Origin of the sequence: Streptomyces sp. NPDC102402, from assembly GCF_044765765.1 — a bacterium.
In the GTDB taxonomy this organism is placed as follows: domain Bacteria; phylum Actinomycetota; class Actinomycetes; order Streptomycetales; family Streptomycetaceae; genus Streptomyces.
On sequence record NZ_JBIWKR010000003.1, the window covers coordinates 786353 to 805334 of the forward strand.

Annotated in this window: 16 protein-coding genes; 7 read left to right on the forward strand and 9 right to left on the reverse strand. The window is 70.6% G+C overall.

Annotated elements, in window-relative coordinates:
* Positions 1 to 12: 12 nt before the first annotated feature.
* From ACIRJR_RS13095 to ACIRJR_RS13110, 4 genes are all read right to left on the reverse strand, one after another.
* Positions 13 to 1587 carry a multicopper oxidase family protein gene (locus ACIRJR_RS13095; protein ID WP_403778306.1) on the reverse strand — a complete coding sequence of 525 codons (1575 nt, stop codon included), beginning with the start codon at positions 1585 to 1587 and terminating at the stop codon, positions 13 to 15.
* A gap of 134 nt (positions 1588 to 1721) precedes the next feature.
* Entirely contained in the window at positions 1722 to 2147 is a 426-nt protein-coding gene (locus ACIRJR_RS13100) for a CBS domain-containing protein (RefSeq protein WP_403778309.1), read from the reverse strand.
* 123 nt (positions 2148 to 2270) lie between these two features.
* Positions 2271 to 2957 (reverse strand): DUF305 domain-containing protein, encoded by a 687-nt coding sequence (locus ACIRJR_RS13105; protein ID WP_403778311.1) that lies wholly within the window; start codon positions 2955 to 2957, stop codon positions 2271 to 2273.
* Positions 2954 to 3628, reverse strand: a complete 675-nt coding sequence (locus tag ACIRJR_RS13110) for a DUF3105 domain-containing protein (RefSeq protein ID WP_403778314.1) — start codon at positions 3626 to 3628, stop codon at positions 2954 to 2956. Before ACIRJR_RS13110 ends, ACIRJR_RS13105 begins: the two co-directional genes overlap by 4 nt.
* A gap of 243 nt (positions 3629 to 3871) precedes the next feature.
* Between ACIRJR_RS13110 and glnA the strand changes: the two genes are divergently transcribed.
* Positions 3872 to 5233 carry a type I glutamate--ammonia ligase gene (gene glnA / locus ACIRJR_RS13115; RefSeq protein WP_329228065.1) on the forward strand — a complete coding sequence of 454 codons (1362 nt, stop codon included), beginning with the start codon at positions 3872 to 3874 and terminating at the stop codon, positions 5231 to 5233.
* A gap of 121 nt (positions 5234 to 5354) precedes the next feature.
* Here glnA and ACIRJR_RS13120 read toward each other — a convergent pair whose 3' ends face one another.
* Positions 5355 to 6179: a hypothetical protein gene (locus ACIRJR_RS13120; RefSeq protein ID WP_403778317.1), complete on the reverse strand. Its 825-nt coding sequence runs from the start codon at positions 6177 to 6179 to the stop codon at positions 5355 to 5357.
* A gap of 40 nt (positions 6180 to 6219) precedes the next feature.
* Positions 6220 to 6810, reverse strand: coding sequence for a TetR/AcrR family transcriptional regulator (locus tag ACIRJR_RS13125; RefSeq protein WP_403778320.1), 591 nt, complete (start codon positions 6808 to 6810; stop codon positions 6220 to 6222).
* Between the two features lie 156 nt (positions 6811 to 6966).
* Here ACIRJR_RS13125 and ACIRJR_RS13130 point away from each other — a divergent pair, with 156 nt between their 5' ends.
* A complete protein-coding gene (locus ACIRJR_RS13130; RefSeq protein WP_403778731.1) occupies positions 6967 to 8466 on the forward strand; it encodes an MDR family MFS transporter in 1500 nt (499 codons plus the stop codon).
* Between the two features lie 246 nt (positions 8467 to 8712).
* The gene (locus ACIRJR_RS13135; RefSeq protein WP_403778323.1) at positions 8713 to 9501 is read left to right on the forward strand and encodes a putative protein N(5)-glutamine methyltransferase; all 789 of its coding nucleotides are present in this window, start codon (positions 8713 to 8715) and stop codon (positions 9499 to 9501) included.
* Positions 9502 to 9526: 25 nt separating this feature from the next.
* On the opposite strand, the gene ACIRJR_RS13140 is transcribed toward ACIRJR_RS13135, so the two are convergent.
* On the reverse strand, positions 9527 to 10057 hold the full coding sequence (locus ACIRJR_RS13140; protein WP_403778326.1) for a pyridoxamine 5'-phosphate oxidase family protein: 531 nt from the start codon (positions 10055 to 10057) through the stop codon (positions 9527 to 9529).
* A gap of 149 nt (positions 10058 to 10206) precedes the next feature.
* Here ACIRJR_RS13140 and ACIRJR_RS13145 point away from each other — a divergent pair, with 149 nt between their 5' ends.
* On the forward strand, positions 10207 to 13203 hold the full coding sequence (locus ACIRJR_RS13145) for a bifunctional [glutamine synthetase] adenylyltransferase/[glutamine synthetase]-adenylyl-L-tyrosine phosphorylase (RefSeq protein WP_403778329.1): 2997 nt from the start codon (positions 10207 to 10209) through the stop codon (positions 13201 to 13203).
* Positions 13204 to 13343: 140 nt separating this feature from the next.
* Here ACIRJR_RS13145 and ACIRJR_RS13150 read toward each other — a convergent pair whose 3' ends face one another.
* Positions 13344 to 14309 (reverse strand): phosphatase PAP2 family protein, encoded by a 966-nt coding sequence (locus ACIRJR_RS13150; RefSeq protein ID WP_403778332.1) that lies wholly within the window; start codon positions 14307 to 14309, stop codon positions 13344 to 13346.
* Positions 14310 to 14385: 76 nt separating this feature from the next.
* Positions 14386 to 15429 (reverse strand): LacI family DNA-binding transcriptional regulator, encoded by a 1044-nt coding sequence (locus ACIRJR_RS13155; RefSeq protein WP_403778335.1) that lies wholly within the window; start codon positions 15427 to 15429, stop codon positions 14386 to 14388.
* 360 nt (positions 15430 to 15789) lie between these two features.
* Here ACIRJR_RS13155 and ACIRJR_RS13160 point away from each other — a divergent pair, with 360 nt between their 5' ends.
* Genes ACIRJR_RS13160 through ACIRJR_RS13170 form a run of 3 tightly spaced genes read left to right on the forward strand, consistent with a single transcriptional unit; the run spans position 15790 to position 18974 of the window.
* Positions 15790 to 17061: an extracellular solute-binding protein gene (locus tag ACIRJR_RS13160; RefSeq protein WP_403778338.1), complete on the forward strand. Its 1272-nt coding sequence runs from the start codon at positions 15790 to 15792 to the stop codon at positions 17059 to 17061.
* A 21-nt stretch (positions 17062 to 17082) separates the two neighbouring features.
* The gene (locus tag ACIRJR_RS13165) at positions 17083 to 18099 is read left to right on the forward strand and encodes a carbohydrate ABC transporter permease (RefSeq protein WP_403778341.1); all 1017 of its coding nucleotides are present in this window, start codon (positions 17083 to 17085) and stop codon (positions 18097 to 18099) included.
* Positions 18096 to 18974, forward strand: a complete 879-nt coding sequence (locus tag ACIRJR_RS13170) for a sugar ABC transporter permease (protein WP_403778344.1) — start codon at positions 18096 to 18098, stop codon at positions 18972 to 18974. The genes ACIRJR_RS13165 and ACIRJR_RS13170 overlap by 4 nt, the downstream gene beginning before the upstream one ends.
* Positions 18975 to 18982 lie beyond the last annotated feature (8 nt).

The window sequence follows — 18982 nt, forward strand, 5'->3', positions numbered from 1 at the left end:
CGGGCGCCTCCTTCAGCGGAGGTAGCCGAGCACCGTCATCATGCCCGCCTCGGCGTGGTAGACGTTGTGGCAGTGCAGCATCCACAGGCCCGGGTTGTCCGCGTCCAGATCGACGGTCAGTGAGCGCCCGGGCAGGACCGCCGCGGTGTCCTTGCGGGCACCGAGCGCCGTGCCGGCCAGGGCGAACGTGTGGCCGTGCAGATGGACCGGATGCCACATCGAGGTGCGGTTGGTGAACGCCAGGCGCACCCGCTCCCCGGCCCTGACCGGCTGCCGCACGGCCGGGTCGTAGCGCTTGCCGTCGAAGGCCCAGTCGTAGGCGTCCATGGAACCCGTGAGCGTCATCCGCACGGTCCGGTCGGGCTCGCGGTCCGCCAGTGCCACCGACTCGTCCGGGGCCAGCCGGTCGGCCGTGACCAGCTCGCCGTCCAGCTCCCCGGGGCGCGCCGAGGCGGGCGGCAGCGCTCCCGACGCCGTCCGCAGGACGGCCATCGCCGACGCCTCCTTGCCCTCGGCGAGCGCGGTCAGGGGGAACACCCCGTCCCCGGCCGTCACCAGCACGTCGTACCGCTCGCCCATGGCCAGCAGCAGCGTGTCGGTCTCGGTGTGCCGCACGGGGAAGCCGTCCGTGTGCGTCACGGTCATGCGGTGGCCGCCGAGCGCCAGCCGGAAGGCGGTGTCCCCGCCGGCGTTGATGACGCGCAGCCGGATGCGGTCGCCCGGGCTCGCCTCGAAGACCGAAGGGTCGCTCGCCCGGCGTCCGTTGACCAGGTAGTGCGGGTAGGCGACGTCCCCGGCGTGCCCACCGAGCAGATCGCTGCTCGCGCCCGCCAGGAGACGCGAGGGCGCGTCTCCGTCGGCCGGGGCCGCGCGGCGGCGGGCCGCCTTGTGCCCGGCCGCGTCGTGGCTGCTGCCCCGGCCCTTGGTGAGTTCGTCGAGGACGGCGTCGGGGGTGGAGCCCTCCACCCCGTCGAGCCAGTCGTCGAGGACGACCACCCACTCCTTGTCGTAGGAGAGCGGTTCCCTCGGGTCGTCGACGATCAGCGGCGCGTACAGCCCGCGGTCCAGCTGGACGCCCGAGTGCGGGTGGATCCAGTACGTCCCCGGGTGCGAGACCGCGAAGCGGTAGGTGTACGCGGCGCCCGGCGCGACCGCCTGCTGCGTGAGCCCTGGCACGCCGTCCATGTCGTTGCGCAGCGAGAGGCCGTGCCAGTGCAGGGAGGTCGACTGCGTGAGGCTGTTGGTGAGCGCGAGCTCCAGAGTGTCGCCGGCCGTGACCCGCACGGCCTGGCCGGGGAGGTGGTCGCCGTACGTCCAGGTGGGGACGGTGAGTCCGTCGCCCAGCTCCCGGCTGGAGGCGGCGGCGGTGAGCGAGACCTTCCGCAGGGGTCCGGCGCCCCGCTCGGCCTCGGCCTCCATGACCTCCGGACCGTCGGGCGCGACGTAGGTGTCGGCGGCCCGTGCGCGGGAGGGGGAGGGGTTGGCGGGGCGGGCCGGTGCGGCGTCGGCCCGGGAGGCCAGGGCCGCCGATCCCGCCAGGGCGAGGCCGGAGGAGAGCACGGTGCGACGACTGGGCATTTCAGACATATTGCGCACCGTACCCCTGTCGGGTATACGCGCCGCGGCCCGACACCCGCGCGGGCCGCGGCCCCGGCGTCCGTCCGGCCGACCCGGCACACCACCCGGGGGCGGGGAAGGCCGGGCCGGTGCGCGAGCGGCGGTCAGGTCCCGGCGTAGACCATCTCGGCCCAGTCGGCGACCTGCTCGTCGGAGAGGTGGCGGGCCAGGTCGGCCTCGCTGATCATGCCGATCAGCTTCTTGTCCTCGACCACGGGGAGCCGCCGTATCCGGTGGCTCTGCATCTCGTCGAGCACCGCGCCGACGTCCGCCGTCGACTCGATCCAGCGGGGAGTGCCGTCGCAGAGCTCGCCCGCCGTCACCTTCGACGGATCGTGCCCCGACGCCACGCACCTGATCACGATGTCGCGGTCGGTGATGATCCCGACCATCCGGTCCTGCTCGCCGTTGGCGGAGACGGGGAGCGCCCCCACCTTGTGGTCCCGCATCATCTGGGCGGCGCGGTCGAGCGTCTCGTGCGCGGGGATCCACTGGGCCCCGGTGTGCATGATGTCCTTGGCCGTCGTCATGGGTTGCCTCCTGCGTGCCGGTGGGCACTGCTGTACGGCCCCGAGTCCTTCCATCGTCGGGGCCCTGCACGGCGTACGCGAGTGCTGTCACCCGTTCGGGCGTACGCCGGGCAGGTTCCGCGCTCAGGGGAGGGGCGGGGCGCCGCGCGCCGCGAGCATGTCCGCCATCAGGTCCAGCTCGGACTGCTGGGCCGCGACCATGCCAGCGGCCAGACGCCTCTCGGCGGGCACGGCGCACTGCTGGGCGCAGCCATGGGCCATGTCCAGGCCCGCCTTGTGGTGGTGGGTCATCAGCCGCAGGAACAGGATCTCGGCGTCCTTGCCGCGGGCCTTCCGGAGCCGGTCGAGCTCGGCCCTCGTCGCCATGCCCGGCATGAGCGCACCGTCGTGATCCATGCCCTGCGTGCCGTCCATGTCCCGCATGCCGTGCCCGCCGTGGGCGCCGGGCATCCAGGCCATCGGGCCCTGCCCCTCGGGGGCGGTCTTCGGCAGCTCCCACAGGTCGAGCCAGCCGAGCAGCATGCCCCGCTGGTTGGCCTGCGTGTTGGCGATGTCGTACGCGAGACGCCGCACGTCCTCGTCCCGCGTCACGTCCCGCACGATGAAGGACATCTCCACGGCCTGCTGGTGGTGGACGGCCATGTCGCGGGCGAAGCCCGCGTCCACGGACTCCGCGGAGGGCGTGCGGGGAGCCGGCGGAGCAGCGTCGCCCCGGGCCGAGGCGACCGTCGCCGCCCCCGCGAACAGCAGGGCGAGCGCCACGGCGGAGCCCGTCACCCACCGCGTACGCCGGTCGAGCACCGGGCTCACCCGTCCACCCCGCCCGTGCAGGGCGCGCCGGGCTCGGGCGTCTGCGCGCCCTGCACGTACTTCGCGAAGAACCGGGCCACCCTGGGGTCGTCCGCGCTGTCCACCGTGACCTGCTTGCCCCAGGCGCTGAGCATGATCGCCCCCGCCTGCCCCTCGTACGGGGACATCAGGGAGAACGGGGTGCTCTTCACCCTGGACGCGAGCGTCCCGACGTCGGAGTCCGCAGCCTTGCCGTTGTACGTCACCCAGACCGCGCCGTGCTCCAGGGAGTGCACGGCGTTGACGTCCGGGACGGCCTTTTCGTATACGACGCCGTCGCAGTTCAGCCAGGCCGGATTGTGGTTCCCGCCGACGGGCGGCTTCATCGGATACGTCACGGCGGTCGTCACGTGGTCGCGGGTCAGCTGCTTCGCGTCCCACGTCTTCTCGCCGGCGATCGGCTCCGTGGCGAGCTGCTCCTTCTCCGCCTCCGTCTGCTTGGAGTCCTGGGCCCGGCTCTCCTCGCTCTTCTCCTTCGCCTCGGACTTCTCCAGGAGCATGAAGGTGCCGAATCCCAGCAGGCCTGCGACCACCACGGCACTCAGGCCTATGGCGACGACCCGGGTACGGCGGTCGCGCGCACGGTCGGCACTGCGCATCTGCTCTATGCGGGTCCTGCGGTCGAAGCTCATGACGTCGGGTCCTTCTGCCAGGTGTCGGGAGGGCCGGGAGCGGAGCGGGAAACCCGTGTGCGAGGGGCCGCGGCGGAGCGGCCGCGGGCCTTGCACACCATGGGCGCCGATCGTAGTGGGTGGCCACGTGCTCTCTCTCACACCCTGTGCGTAATGTGGGTGAAATCCCGGGTCGTGATACTGAGGTGTCTCCCCTACCCCGGGCGGTGGTGCACGGACCGTCTGAACTGCAAGGATGTGGCTATGGACAAGCAGCAGGAATTCGTCCTCAGGACGCTTGAGGAGCGAGACATCCGCTTCGTACGGCTGTGGTTCACCGATGTTCTCGGTTACCTCAAGTCCGTCGCCGTGGCCCCGGCCGAGCTCGAACAGGCCTTTGACGAGGGCATCGGCTTCGATGGCTCGGCCATCGAGGGCTTCGCCCGCGTATACGAATCGGACATGATCGCCAAGCCGGACCCCGGCACCTTCCAGATCCTTCCGTGGCGGGCGGAGGCCCCGGGGACGGCGCGGATGTTCTGCGACATCCTGATGCCGGACGGCTCGCCCTCCTTCGCGGACCCGCGCTTCGTCCTCAAGCGCATCCTCGCGAAGACCTCCGACCTCGGGTTCACCTTCTACACCCACCCGGAGATCGAGTTCTTCCTGCTGAAGAACAAGCCGGTCGACGGCAGCCGGCCCACCCCGGCCGACAGCTCCGGCTACTTCGACCACACCCCGCAGAACGTCGGCATGGACTTCCGCCGCCAGGCGATCACCATGCTCGAATCGATGGGCATCTCGGTCGAGTTCAGCCACCACGAGGGCGCCCCCGGCCAGCAGGAGATCGACCTCCGCTACGCCGACGCGCTGTCCACCGCCGACAACATCATGACCTTCCGCCTGGTCATGAAGCAGGTCGCGCTGGAGCAGGGCGTGCAGGCCACCTTCATGCCGAAGCCGTTCTCGGAGTACCCGGGCTCGGGCATGCACACCCACCTCTCCCTCTTCGAGGGCGACCGCAACGCCTTCTACGAGTCGGGCGCCGAGTACCAGCTGTCGAAGGTGGGCCGCTCCTTCATCGCGGGCCTGCTCAAGCACGCGGCGGAGATCTCCGCCGTCACGAACCAGTGGGTCAACTCGTACAAGCGCATCTGGGGCGGCTCCAGCCGCTCCGCGGGCGCCGGCGGCGAGGCCCCCTCGTACATCTGCTGGGGCCACAACAACCGCTCCGCGCTGATCCGCGTCCCCATGTACAAGCCCGGCAAGACCGGTTCGGCCCGCGTCGAGGTCCGCTCCATCGACTCCGGCGCCAACCCGTACCTGACGTACGCGGTGCTGCTCGCCGCGGGCCTCAAGGGCATCGAGGAGGGCTACGAACTCCCGGCCGGCGCCGACGACGACGTCTGGGCCCTCTCCGACTCGGAGCGCCGCGCGATGGGCATCGAGCCGCTGCCGCAGAACCTGGGCGAGGCGATCGCACTGATGGAGAAGAGCGAGCTGGTCGCCGAGACGCTGGGCGAGCACGTCTTCGACTTCTTCCTGCGCAACAAGAAGCAGGAGTGGGAGGAGTACCGCAGCGAGGTCACGGCCTTCGAGCTGAAGAACCTGCTGCCGGTGCTGTAATCGCAGGTCGCTGTGCGCGTCCGGCTTCGGGCCGGCGGTCTCGTACCGTCGGCCCGAAGCCGTTCCACGGAGGGGGCGCGCGGGACGCATCCCGACCCCTGCCGTGGGTGGGCCGTGCGGCTCAGCGGCGGACCGGCCGGAGGCGGGTGACGCGATCGAGGCGGCCCGCGAGGAGGTCGTGGTGGCTGATGGCGAAGTCCCCGTTGGGCAGGGTCTCTCCCCGGTCGTACCGGCGGCCCATGACGCGGTCGGGGAGGAACGCGCGCAGGCTGTGGCGCATGTGCCCCGGGTAGTCGACGGGGGACCCCCAGCCGGAGGGGGCCTGGTCGGTGGAGAACACGACCCAGTGGTCCACGGGCACGGGTGCGTCGAGGTCCGGTGCCCCACCGGTGTGGCTGTCCAGTGCGGGAAGGGCCAGTACGTCCGGGTCGAGGGGCTGGTACCAGCACAGCAGGGGCTTCGCGTGCTGTGCGTCGGCGTTGGCGAAGCAGCACACGGCGATGGCGTGGTCGGGGAAGTGTTCGGCGTAGAAGCGCAGGAGGCTTCCGTCGAGAGCGGGGCGCCGGTGCGGAGGCACCCGCTCCAGCGCGGCCGGGACGAGTGTGGGGTCCGTGGCGAGAAGCACCGTGTAGACATCGTGCTCGAAGACCTGGACGGGCTCCGGTTCCGCGCCCATCCAGGCGATGCCGGCGTCCTCGGCCGTGGTCCGGCCGACGGCGGCGACCATGCGGTGCAGGAGGTCGCCGGTCCGTCCGGCGGAGACGAACTGCCGGGAGTCGAGCCGTCGGGTCGGGATGTGCAGCAGCATGGCGTTCGGACCGTCGGCCATGTTGACGGCGGTGTTCTGGTACCCCATCAGGTGGATGAGTCCGTGCGCGGGGTGGTGCTGCCGCCCGAGGTACACGATCGTGCCGGAGAACGCCGCCTCGTCTGTTGATATGCACACGGTGGCAATCTATCGCTCAGCCGCCCCCGGGCCCCGCCGGTCAGTCGAAGCTCCTGCCCATCTCGTCGAGGACCTCGTCGATCACTTCGCCGGGCGACCGGGTCAGGTCCTCCTCGATCCACATGCGCATCGCGATCCGCAAGGAGGAGAGGAAGGCCGCCGCCAGCACCGCCGGGCGCACCGGGTCCCTCCCGGGGCCCCGGCGTGCGGCTATCGCGTCCGCCAGGTCGCGCTCCAGCGCGGCGTGGTTGGCGAGTTGGCGGGCGAGGAGGGAGGGGTGGCGCATGGCCAGCCTCGTGCGGACGGCCCATTCGCGCTCCGGGGTCACCACGCGCGCGGAGAAGTCCGCCACCGCTGCCCGCAGCGCCGGCCAGGCGGGCTCCTCGGCGGGGCGGTCCCACACGGTGCGGACCAGCGAACCGATCAGCTGTTCCTCGCCGTAGAGGAGGGCGTCCTCCTTGTTGGTGAAGTAGTTGGAGAACGTTCTGCGGGAGATGCCGGCCGCGTCGGCGACCGCCTCGACCGTCACATGGTCGAAGCCGTGCTCGACGGTCAGCCGCATCGTCGCTTCGTGCACCGCCTGCCGGGTGGCCGCCTTCTTGCGTTCCCGCAGTCCCACTGGGCTCTCCATGGGTCCATTATCAACGCGCCCAGCAAACTTGCGCATTGGGCAATATTGCTCATTGTGCATGTATGATGAAGGCTTCTCCAGGTTTCCCCCTCACCTTGAACTTCTCGGAGGTTGCGCGTGAGCGCAGTTACGGCGGCGCCGGCCGACGCCGCGCCGATGGACCACCGCCACGTGCTGCGAGCACTGAGCGGCCTGCTCATCGTGCTGTTCGTGGCGATGATCAGCAGCACGATCGTCTCGGTGGCCCTCCCGCAGATCATCGGCTCGCTCGACGGGACCCAGTCGCAGTACACCTGGGTCGTCACCGCGACCCTGCTGGCCTCAACGGCCTCCACGCCGATCTGGGGCAAGCTCGCGGACCTGTTCAGCAAGAAGCTGCTCCTGCAGATAGCCATCGGGCTCTTCGTCATCTCGTCGATCGCCTGCGGATTCGCCCGGTCCACCGAGCAGTTGATCGCCTTCCGCGTCATCCAGGGCCTCGGCATGGGCGCGCTCCAGGTGCTCGTCCAGGTGATCATCGCCGCGATGATCAGCCCCAAGGAGCGTGGCCGCTACAACGGCTACCTCGGCGGGGTCATGGCGGTCGCCACCGTCGGCGGACCGCTGCTCGGCGGGTTCATCACCGACACCTCCTGGCTCGGCTGGCGCTGGTGCTTCTTCATCGCCATCCCGTTCACCCTCGTCGCCTTCGTGCTGCTGACCCGCACCCTGCACCTGGCCGAGGTGCGCCGCGAGGGCGTGAAGGTGGACTACCTGGGAGCCGCCCTCATCGCCGCGGGCGTCAGCCTGCTCCTCCTCTGGGTCACCTTCGTCGACAACGACTTCGCCTGGGTGTCCTGGCAGAGCCTCGCCATGGTGGGCGGCAGCGTCCTGATCCTCGGTGCCGCCGTCCTGGTGGAGGCCCGCGTCAAGGAGCCGGTCGTCCCGCTCCACGTCGTACGCCGCCGGGACCCCGCTCTCGCCATCGTCGCGAGCCTCGCGGTCGGCATGGCGATGTTCGGCGGAGCGGTCTTCCTGGGCCAGTACTTCCAGATCGGCCGGGGCAACTCGCCCACCGAGGCCGGGCTGCTCACCATCCCCCTGATGCTGGGCGTGCTCGTCTCGTCCACCGTCGCGGGGCGGCTCGTGTCGAAGTCCGGCAAGGTCAAGCCCTACATCATCACCGGCGTCGTCGTGCTCACCCTCGGTTTCCTGGGACTGTCCACGATCGACCACGAGACCTCCCTGGTCATCGTGTCGGCGGGGATGCTCGCGGTCGGGATCGGTGTCGGCATGTCGATGCAGAACCTCGTGCTCGTCCTCCAGAACACCGTGCCGCTCAGTGAACTCGGCGCGGCCAGCGGGGCGATCACCTTCTTCCGGTCCCTCGGCGGCACCGTCGGTGTCTCCGTCCTGGGTGCCGTTCTCGCCAACCAGGTCGCCACGAGGATCGCCGACGGCCTGGCGGAGCTGGGCATCGATCCGGCCGCCTCCGCCTCGGGCGGCTCGACCCTGAACATCGCCGCGATGCCGCCGGAGATCCAGGAAGTGGTGCGTGCCGCGTACGGCGACGCGACCGGTCACATCTTCCTGATCTCCGCGGGGATCGCGGTGATCGGTGTCGTCGCCTCCCTCTTCCTGACGCCGACGAAGCTGCGCGACAGCGTCGATCTCTAGGTCGAAGATCAAGCTGGGCGCCCGAAGACCCGCCCCGTACCGGCAGCCCCTGACGCCGTCCGTACGGGGCGCCGTCATGTCCGGCCGGGTTCCGGTAGTGTGGCGCGTCCCGACACCGGGACGGACCCAGGAGGTGAGACCCATTACCGCTTCAGCAGGCTGGGCGCTCACCCCTCGCCGTCGCGTGGCCGACCGGGCCTGAGCGATCGCGGAGCGCCCATCGGTCATCCCGAAAGGCTCCGCACCATGCAGGAATCCGCTCCCCCGCTCACCTTCGCCTCCCTCGTCACCGCGCTCCGCGCGGCCGGCTGCGTCTTCGCCGAGGACGAGGCGGAACTCCTCCTCTCCACAGCGCCGGACCCCGCCGGACTCGCCTCCATGCTCGAACGCCGCGTCGCCGGTCTGCCACTGGAACACGTCCTCGGCTGGGCCGAGTTCTGCGGGCTGCGGATCGCCGTGGACCCCGGGGTCTTCGTGCCCCGGCGGCGTACCGAGTTCCTCGTCCGCCAGGCCTCGGCGCTCGCGCCCGACCGGGCGGTCGTGGTCGACCTCTGCTGCGGTACCGGGGCGCTCGGCACGGCACTGGTCTCGTCGCTGCGGGAGGCCGAACTCCACGCCGCCGACGTGGAGCCCGCCGCCGTACGCTGCGCCCGGCGCAACGTGGGGGAGCGCGGGACGGTCCACCAGGGCGACCTCTTCGCACCCCTGCCCCGCTCCCTGCGCGGGCGCGTCGACGTCCTGCTCGCCAACGTGCCGTACGTGCCCACCCGGGACGTCGGGCTGCTGCCCGCCGAGGCGCGCGTCCACGAGCCGCGCGTCGCGCTCGACGGGGGCGGCGACGGACTCGACGTGATGCGCCGCGTCGTCGCCGAGGCGGCCGACTGGCTGGCACCGGGCGGCAGTCTGCTGGTCGAGACGAGCGAGCGGCAGGCCGCACGGGCCGCAGGAGTGGTGGGGAGCGGCGGACTGGCCGCGCGCGTCGTCGTCTCCGAGGAGCTGTACGCCACCGTCGTCATCGGCACCCGGCCCCGGTAGCCGGCGGGGCCGGGTGCGGCGGGGCTCAGGCGAAGCGCCAACGGGTCTGGCCGAACGGGTCGCCCTTGGCGAAGCCGAAGACCGTGCGGGGGGTCACCGCGAAGACCTCCGCACGGCCTCCCGCTCCGTTGGAGAACATCCCGTCCGTGACGCCGAAGTGCCAGTCGCCGCCGTACTTCGACTCCCATGCCTCGGCCAGCGCGATCAGCCGCTGCTCCTGGGTCACCCGGGCCGCCCGGCCCTCGACCACCACGTCGAACCCCTCGTTCAGCGTGTTGGCGCCGGTGGTCAGGACTACCTCCGGGTTGGCCGCCAGATTGCGCGCCTTGCGTTCCGAAGGCCCCGTGCAGAAGTGCAGCGCGCCGGCCGACCAGAGGCCGATCAGCGGGGTGACGTGCGGGCGGCCGTCCGGGCGGACCGTGGACAGCCAGTACAGTTCGGCGCCCTCCAGCAGGGCGACCGCCTCCGCCCACGGCCGGGCGGTCGCGTCCTCGCTGCTGTAGTGGGGGTCGAGAGCGGTCTCAGGGGCGGCGGCTGTGCTGTTCTCGGCGGGCATGGCGGGTCTCCTCGGGTGGTTCGGCGGTGTCCATGGCCTTCTGCTCGATCGTGCCTCTGCAGGGTGGACTCCGCTCCCGCCACGGATTCATCGGTACGGGGCTAGGCTCGAAGGGCGGACATGTGTGATCGGCGGGCAGGAGACACGGGATGACGACGGTGCCGGGACGCAGGAGCAGTACGTTCACGAGACTGCTGCGGCACGGTTTCACCGATCCGTCCGCCGCCGAGCAACTGCTGGACCTGCCGGAGCTCACCTCCGTACGCGCCGATCCCGTCCTCCTGGAAGCCCTCGGCGGGACCGCGGACCCGGACCTGGCCCTGCACAGCCTCGTACGGCTCGTGGAGGCGGTGGAGGCCGAGGAGCGGCAGGGCCTGCTGGACACGCTCGTCACGGCCAAGCCGCTGCGGGACCGGCTCCTGGGCGCCCTCGGCGCCTCCGAGGCCCTCGGTGACCATCTCGCCCGGCATCCGCACGACTGGCAGGTCCTGGTCACGTACGAGGCCACCGACCTGCATCCCGGTGTCCCCGAGTTCGAACGCATGCTGGGCGACGCGGACGATCCGGACTCGCTCCGGGTCGCCTACCGCAGGTCACTCCTGTCGATAGCGGCCCGCGACGTGTGCGGGACGACCGACGTCGCCCAGGTCGCCGCCGAGCTGGCGGACCTGGCCACGGCCACCCTGCGGTCGGCGCTCGACATAGCGCGTGCCGACGCGCCCTCCGACGCCGCGCAGTGCCGGCTCGCCGTCATCGCGATGGGCAAGTGCGGTGGACACGAGCTGAACTACGTCTCCGACGTCGACGTGATCTTCGTGGGCGAGCCCCTCGACGGCGCGGAGGAGAACGGCGCGATGCAGGCCGCCACCCGGCTCGCCGCCCACATGATGCGGATCTGCTCCGACACCACCGTCGAGGGCACCATCTGGCCCGTCGACGCCAACCTCCGCCCCGAGGGCCGCAACGGGCCGCTCGTGCGCACCCTCACCTCCCACCTCGCCTACTACCAGCGCTGGGCCAAGACGTGGGAGTTCCAGGCCCTGCTCAAGGCGCGGCCCGTCGCCGGCGACCCCGAGCTCGGAGCGGAGTACGTCGAGGCCGTGTCCCCGCTGGTGTGGCAGGCGGCCGACCGGGAGAACTTCGTCGGCGACGTCCAGAAGATGCGCCGCCGCGTCGTGGACAACATCCCCGTCGACCGCGTCGACCGTGAGCTCAAGCTCGGCCCCGGCGGCCTCCGGGACGTCGAGTTCGCCGTCCAGCTGCTCCAGCTCGTCCACGGCCGCAGCGACAGCAGCCTGCACTCCGGCTCCACCCTGGAGGCCCTGCGCGCCCTCGCGGACGGCGGTTACGTCGGGCGGGCGGACGCCGCGCAACTGGACGAGGCCTACCGCTTCCTGCGCTCCATGGAGCACCGCATCCAGCTCTACCGGCTGCGCCGCACGCACCTGGTCCCCGAGGACGAGGCCGACCTGCGCAGGCTCGGGCGCTCCCTGGGACTGCGCACGGACCCGGTGGCGGAGCTCAACAGGGCCTGGCGGCGGCACGCCTCCGTGGTGCGGCGGCTGCACGAGAAGCTCTTCTACCGGCCCCTCCTGGACGCGGTGGCCCAGCTCGCGCCCGGCGAGAGCAGGCTCAGCGCCAAGGCCGCCGTCGTCCGGCTGGAAGCCCTCGGATACGCCGATCCCGCCGCCGCGCTGCGGCACCTGGAGGCACTGTCGTCGGGGGTCTCCCGCAAGGCCGCGATCCAGCGCACGCTCCTGCCGGTCCTCCTCGGCTGGTTCGCCGACTCCGCCGATCCCGACGCCGGGCTCCTCGGCTTCCGCCAGGTGTCCGACGCCCTGGGCAAGACCCCGTGGTACCTCCGGCTCCTGCGCGACGAGGGCGCCGCAGCCGAGAACCTCGCCCGGGTCCTGTCCGCCGGACGCCTCGCCCCGGACCTGCTGATGCGGGCCCCCGAGGCCGTCGCCATCCTCGGCGACCCGGAAGGGCTGACACCGCGCAGCCGGGACCATCTGGAGCAGGAGGTCCTGGCCGCGGTGGGCCGGGCGCCGGGCGCCGAAGCGGCGGTCGCCGTGGCGCGCGGGGTGCGGCGGCGGGAGCTGTTCCGGACGACCGCGGCCGACATCATCGGCTCGTACGGCACCGAGGACAACCCGGCCGATCCCGACCCCGGCGCCCTCGTCGACCGGGTCGGCTCCGCGGTCACCGACCTGAACGCCGCGACGCTCTCCGGGGCGCTGCGCGCCGCCGTCCGCGAGCGGTGGGGCGCCACCCTGCCCACCCGGTTCGCCGTCATCGGCATGGGCCGGTTCGGCGGTCACGAGCTGGGCTACGGCTCCGACGCCGACGTCCTGTTCGTGCACGAGCCCCGCGAGGGGGTCAGCGACGAGGAGGCGGCCCGGGCCGCCAACACCGTCGTCACGGAGATGCGCAGGCTGCTGGAGCTGCCGACCGCGGATCCGCCCCTGCTCATCGACGTCGACCTGCGGCCCGAGGGCAAGACCGGGCCGCTGGTCAGGACCCTGAAGTCGTACGAGGCGTACTACCGGCGCTGGTCGCTGGTCTGGGAGAGCCAGGCCCTGCTGCGCGCCGACCCGGTGGCCGGGGACGAGGAGCTCGGCCGCGCCTTCGTCGAGCTGATCGACCCGCTGCGGTACCCCGTGGAGGGACTGGGGGACGACGCGGTGCGGGAGATCCGGCGGCTCAAGGCGCGGATGGAGTCGGAACGCATGCCGCGCGGCGCCGATCCCACGCTCCACACCAAGCTGGGGCGCGGCGGGCTGAGCGACGTCGAGTGGACGGTACAGCTGATGCAGATGCAGCACGGCTGGTGCGAACCCGGGCTTCGGACCCCGCGCACGCGGGAGGCGCTGGCGGCGGCGTGCGCGGCGGGGCTGATCCCGGCGGAGGAGGCGCAGATGCTGGACGAGGCGTGGGTGCTGGCCTCGCGGGTGCGTAACGCGGTCATGCTGGTGCGGGGGCGGCCGGGCGACACGTTCCCCTCGAACCCGCGCGAGCTGACGGCCGTGGGGCGGTACCTGGGCTACGAGCCGGGGCACGTGGGCGACATGCTGGACGACTACCGGCGGATCACCCGGCGGGCCCGGGCGGTCGTGGACGAGCGGTTCTACGGCGCGGTGGGGTGACGGCGGCCGTGGAGGAGCGGTTCTACGGCGCGGTGGGGTGACGGCGGCCGTGGAGGAGCGGTTCTACGGCGCGGTGGGGTGACGGCGGTCGTGAGGCGTCCGGGACGGGCCCCGCACGCCCTCACTCCCCGGGCCCGCCCTCACTCTCCGGACGCGCTCGGGCTGCCTGCCCGAGCCGGCGGCCCGGGCACCTTCGCGGGGTGCCGTCGAAGGGCACGCAGACGGCCCGCGCCGGGGAGCTGCACCCGCTTCGGCAGGCGGTGCGGCAGCGATCCGTACCAGGCGTAGGAGACCGCCACGCCGAACGTCAGGCAGGCCATCCCGCCCACCGCGTCCAGCCAGAAGTGGTTCGCCGTCGCCACGATCACGACCAGTGTGGCCACGGGGTACAGCGCCCCCAGGATCCGCGCCCAGGGGGCGGAGGCCAGGGCGCAGATGGTCAGGCCGCACCACAGGGACCAGCCGATGTGCATGGACGGCATCGCCGCGTACTGGTTCGACATGTGCTTGAAGTTGCCCGAGGCCATCGACCCCCACGTCTGGTGCAGCATCACCGTGTCGATGAAGGCGCCGCCGTTCATCAGCCGGGGCGGCGCCAGGGGGAAGAGGTAGTAGCCGAGCAGGGCCACCGCCGTGGTGGCGAAGAGGACCAGGCGGGTGGCCGCGTAGCGGCCCGGGTGGCGGCGGAACAGCCAGACGAGCACACCGATGGTCACGATGAAGTGCAGCGTCGCGTAGTAGTAGTTCATCGACACGATCAGCCATGTCACCGAATTGACGGCCTGGTTGACCGTTTCCTCGAAGGCGAGCCCCACGGTGTGCTCGAGGGACCAGATCCAGTCGGCGTTGCGCAGGGCCGCGGCCTTCTGCTCGGGCACGGCGTTGCGCACCAGCGAGTAGAGCCAGTAACTGACCGCGATGAGCAGGATCTCGAACCAGAGACGCGGCCGGCGCGGCCGGCGCAGCGAGCTGAGGGAGAAGCGGTGGGTGCGCATGCGTGACAAGACGATCGCTCTCGTCGAACCGGACACCGTCGATCCGTCCGCGACGGGTGACGGGGTGGCCGCCGTGCGGTCTTCCTGTGTGGTCACGTGCGATTCACCCATAGGCGCAGAGTCTGCCAGATACGTCCCCCTCAGCCCGATGATCCTCCGGTCGGGTTCCGGTCGCACATTCTGTCCTCTAGCGCCGTGCGCGGGCCGCCGGAGAGGGGCCGGGGCCCGAAGCCGTTGAACCGCGTACGACCAGTTCGGGCATGAACACGAATTCGCTGTGCGGAGCGGGCGTGCCGCCGATCTCCTCCAGCAGGGTGCGGACGGCCGCCTGGCCCATCGCCGTCACCGGCTGCCGGATCGTGGTCAGCGGGGGATCGGTGAACGCTATGAGGGGCGAGTCGTCGTACCCGACCACCGAGAGGTCGCGCGGCACGTCCATCGACAGCCGGCGGGCCGCCCGGATCGCGCCGAGCGCCATCATGTCGCTCGCGCACACCACGGCGGTGCAGCCGCGGTCCATCAGTGCGGAGGCGGCCGCCTGACCGCCCTCCAGCGTGTACAGGGAGTGCTGGATCAGCTCCTCCACCTCGTCGGCGGTGAGGTCCAGCTGCTCCCGCATCGTGGCGTGGAAGCCCTCGATCTTGCGGAGCACCGGGACGAAGCGCTTCGGCCCGACCGCCAGGCCGATGCGCTGGTGGCCGAGGGCCACCAGGTGTGTCACCGCGAGCCGCATCGCGGCCCGGTCGTCGGGGGAGATGAAAGGGGCCTGCACCTTGGGGGAGAAACCGTTCACCAGGACGAAGGGGACGCCCTGGGCGCGCAGTTGCTCGTAACGCTGCATGTCGGCGGAGGTGTCGGCGTGCAGTCCGGAGACGAAGATGATCCCCGAGACCCCGCGGTCGACGAGCATCTCCGTGAGCTCGTCCTCGGTGGAGCCGCCCGGCGTCTGCGTGGCCAGCACCGGCGTGTAGCCCTGCCGGGTGAGCGCCTGGCCGATGACCTGGGCGAGCGCGGGGAAGATCGGGTTCTCCAGCTCCGGCGTGATCAGGCCGACCAGTCCGGCGCTGCGGCGGCGCAGCCGGACGGGGCGTTCGTAGCCGAGGACGTCGAGCGCCGCGAGGACGGATTCACGGGTGGCCGCCGCGACACCGGGCTTGCCGTTCAGTACACGGCTGACCGTCGCTTCGCTGACCCCCGCCTGAGTTGCGATATCGGCAAGCCGTGCGGTCATGGCAATGGACTGTACCGGGCGCGTGTCGGATTGCCCACCATGCACGGGATTCGGGCAGTCCGACCCCGTGGCCCGCGCCCGGCGGCCCGGTCGCGGCAACATCTTGCAAGGCCTTGCGAGGGCGGTCAGGCCTTCGCGATCGGATCGTCGTACCGCCGTCAAAGCGGCTCTGGCCAGGCGTGGGCAGGGTGGACGGGCTTCCGTCAAGAGGCTTGACGGCAACCTTGAGGACACGCCAATGTAACGATCAGCGGTGCTTGCAGAAATCTTCCGCAAAGTCTTTCGGTCGTCTTTCATCCTTGTTACGTTCACGTCGACCCGGCGCCGCGACGGAGCGGTACGGCAGTTGAAGGAGTTCAGATGCGACGTGGCATAACGGCCACCGCCCTGGTCGCGACCCTGGCGCTCGCGGCGACCGCTTGCGGAAGCGACGACGAGTCCGGCGGCAGCAAGAGCTCGGGCGAGCTCTCCGGCACGGTGACGTGGTGGGACACCTCGACGGTCGGCAGTGAGGACAAGGTCTTCAAGAAGATCGCCGAGGGTTTCGAGAAGAAGCACCCGAAGGTCGACGTGAAGTACGTCAACGTCCCCTTCGGTGAGGCGCAGAACAAGTTCAAGAACGCCGCGCAGGCCGGCTCCGGCGCCCCGGACGTCATCCGTTCCGAGGTGGCCTGGACCCCCGAGTTCGCCGACCTCGGCTACCTCGCCCCGCTGGACGGCACGTCGGCGCTGAAGGACCAGGGCGACTTCCTGGAGCAGGCCGCCGCGTCCACCAAGTACAAGGACAAGACCTTCGCGGTCCCGCAGGTCATCGACTCCATGGGCATCTTCTACAACAAGAAGATCTTCAAGGAGGCCGGTGTCGAGGTCCCCGAGAACATCGCCGACCTGAAGACCGTCTCCAAGACGATCAAGGACAAGACCGGCAAGACCGGCCTCTACCTCCGCGGCGACGACGCGTACTGGTTCCTCTCCTTCCTCTACGGCGAAGGCGGCGACCTGGTCGACGCCGGCTCCAAGACCGTCACGGTGGACAAGCCGGAGGGCGTGAAGGCCTTCAAGACGGTCAAGGACCTCGTCGACTCCGGCGCCGCCAAGACCGACGCCACCGACGGCTGGGAGAACATGCAGTCGGCCTTCAAGGAGGGCAAGGTCGCGATGATGATCAACGGCCCCTGGGCCGTCGCCGACACCCTGACCGGCAAGGAGTTCACCGACAAGGCGAACCTCGGCATCTCCCCGGTGCCGGCCGGAACGGCCGGCCAGGGCGCCCCGCAGGGCGGCCACAACCTCGCCGTCTACGCGGGCTCCAAGAACCTGGAGGCCTCGTACGCCTTCGTCGAGTACATGACCTCGGTGGAGTCCCAGGCGCAGACCGCCGGTGAGCTGAACCTCCTGCCGACCCGCACCTCGGCGTACGCCAAGCAGGAGGCCGTGGACAGCGAGATCGTCCAGTTCTTCAAGCCCGTCGTCGAGACCGCCGTCGAGCGTCCCTGGATCCCCGAGACCGGCAGCCTCTTCGCTCCGCTCGTCACGGAGTACACCAAGGTGCTCACCGGCCAGACCACGCCGGAGAAGGCCGCCTCGGCGACCGGCGACTCCTACCGCAAGCTCCTCGAGGGCTGGAAGTAACTCAGGAAGGCAGGCCGGCTGATGGCTGTCCACACCAGCCAGTCGGTGGCGAAGGCCGCGGGCGACGACGTCGCCCGCGGCCGGAGCCGCGGTACTGGCAAATCCGCACCACCGAGCAAGCTCCGGCGGGCCATGTCGGTCCACTGGTACGCCTGGACCATGGTCGCCCCGGTCGTGATCGTGATCGGCGTGATCATCGGGTATCCGCTGGTCCGCGGCATCTACCTGTCGCTGACCGACGCCAACGAGCGCAACGTCGCACGGTCCATCGGTGTCAACGAACTGCCCGCCACCTACGAGTTCGTGGGCGTCGACAACTACGTCGACGCGCTGACGGGTACCCAGTTCCTCGGCACGCTCGGCTGGACGCTGGTGTGGACGGTCTCCTGCGTGGGCATCACGTTCTGCCTGGGCATGGGGCTGGCCAACATCCTCAACCGCCGCATCGCCGGACGCTCCGCCTACCGCATGGCCCTGATCCTGCCCTGGGCCATCCCCGGCTTCGTCTCGGTGTTCGCCTGGCGCTTCCTCTACAACGAGGACCGCGGGCTGCTCAACAAGATCCTCGGCGGTGCCGGGATCGACGGCATACCCTGGCTGAACGACCCCACCTGGGCCAAGTTCTCCGTCATCGCCGTCAACGTCTGGCTCGGCGTCCCGTTCATGATGGTCGCCCTGCTCGGCGGACTGCAGTCGATCCCCTCGGAGCAGTACGAGGCGGCGGAGATGGACGGCGCCACCGCCTGGCAGCGCTTCCGCCACATCACGCTTCCCGGACTGCGCCCGGTGTCCACCACGGTGGTCCTGCTCTCCACCATCTGGACCTTCAACATGTTCCCGGTGATCTTCCTGCTGACCCGCGGCGGACCCGGTGAGGCCACCCAGATCCTGGTCACCCAGGCGTACAAATTCTCCTTCGAGATCAGCCCGCGCGACTTCGCGCAGTCGTCCACCTGGGGCGTGCTGATCCTCGTACTCCTGATGCTCTTCGCCGTGGTCTACCGGCGAGTGCTCCGCACGCAGGGAGACAACTGGTGACCACCGCCACCGCAACCCACGCCCGCCACGGCACCCGCAAGCCCCGCAAGCGCGGCGACCGCTCGCCGCTGGCCTCCACGGCCCTGCACCTCACCCTGATCATCGCGTCGGTGATCGCGGTCTTCCCGGTGCTGTGGGTCCTGCTGACCTCGCTGAAGCCCGCCGAGTTCGCGACGACGACGGACTTCTTCAAAGAGACGACGTTCGAGAACTACACGAACCTCATCAAGGACACCGAGTTCCTGAGCTGGTTCGGCAACTCCGTGATCGTCGCGGGACTCTCCACCGTCATCGGCGTCTTCGTCTCCGCCACCACGGGCTACGCCGTCAGCCGCTTCCGCTTCCCCGGCAAGCGCGGGCTGATGTGGACGCTGCTGATCACCCAGATGTTCCCGGTCGCCGTCCTCATCGTGCCGATCTACAACATCATGTCGAGCATCGGGCTGCTCAACCAGCCCGCCGGACTCGTCATCACCTACCTCACCATCTCGGTGCCCTTCTGCGCCTGGATGATGAAGGGCTTCTTCGACACGATCCCCATGGAGATCGACGAGTCGGGGCAGGTCGACGGGCTGACACCCTTCGGCACGTTCTGGCGGCTCATCCTGCCGCTGGCCAAGCCCGGCCTCGCCGTCACCGCCTTCTACTCCTTCATCACCGCCTGGGGCGAGGTGGCCTACGCCTCCGCCTTCATGGTCGGCGACGAGAACCTCACGCTCGCCGGCGGACTGCAGAAGTTCGTCAACCAGTACGGAGCCCAGTGGGGCCCGATGACCGCGGCCTCCGTGCTCATCGCGATCCCGGCCGCACTGGTCTTCCTCTTCGCGCAGAAGCACCTGGTCACCGGCATGTCCGCCGGAGCCGTCAAGGGCTGACACCCCTC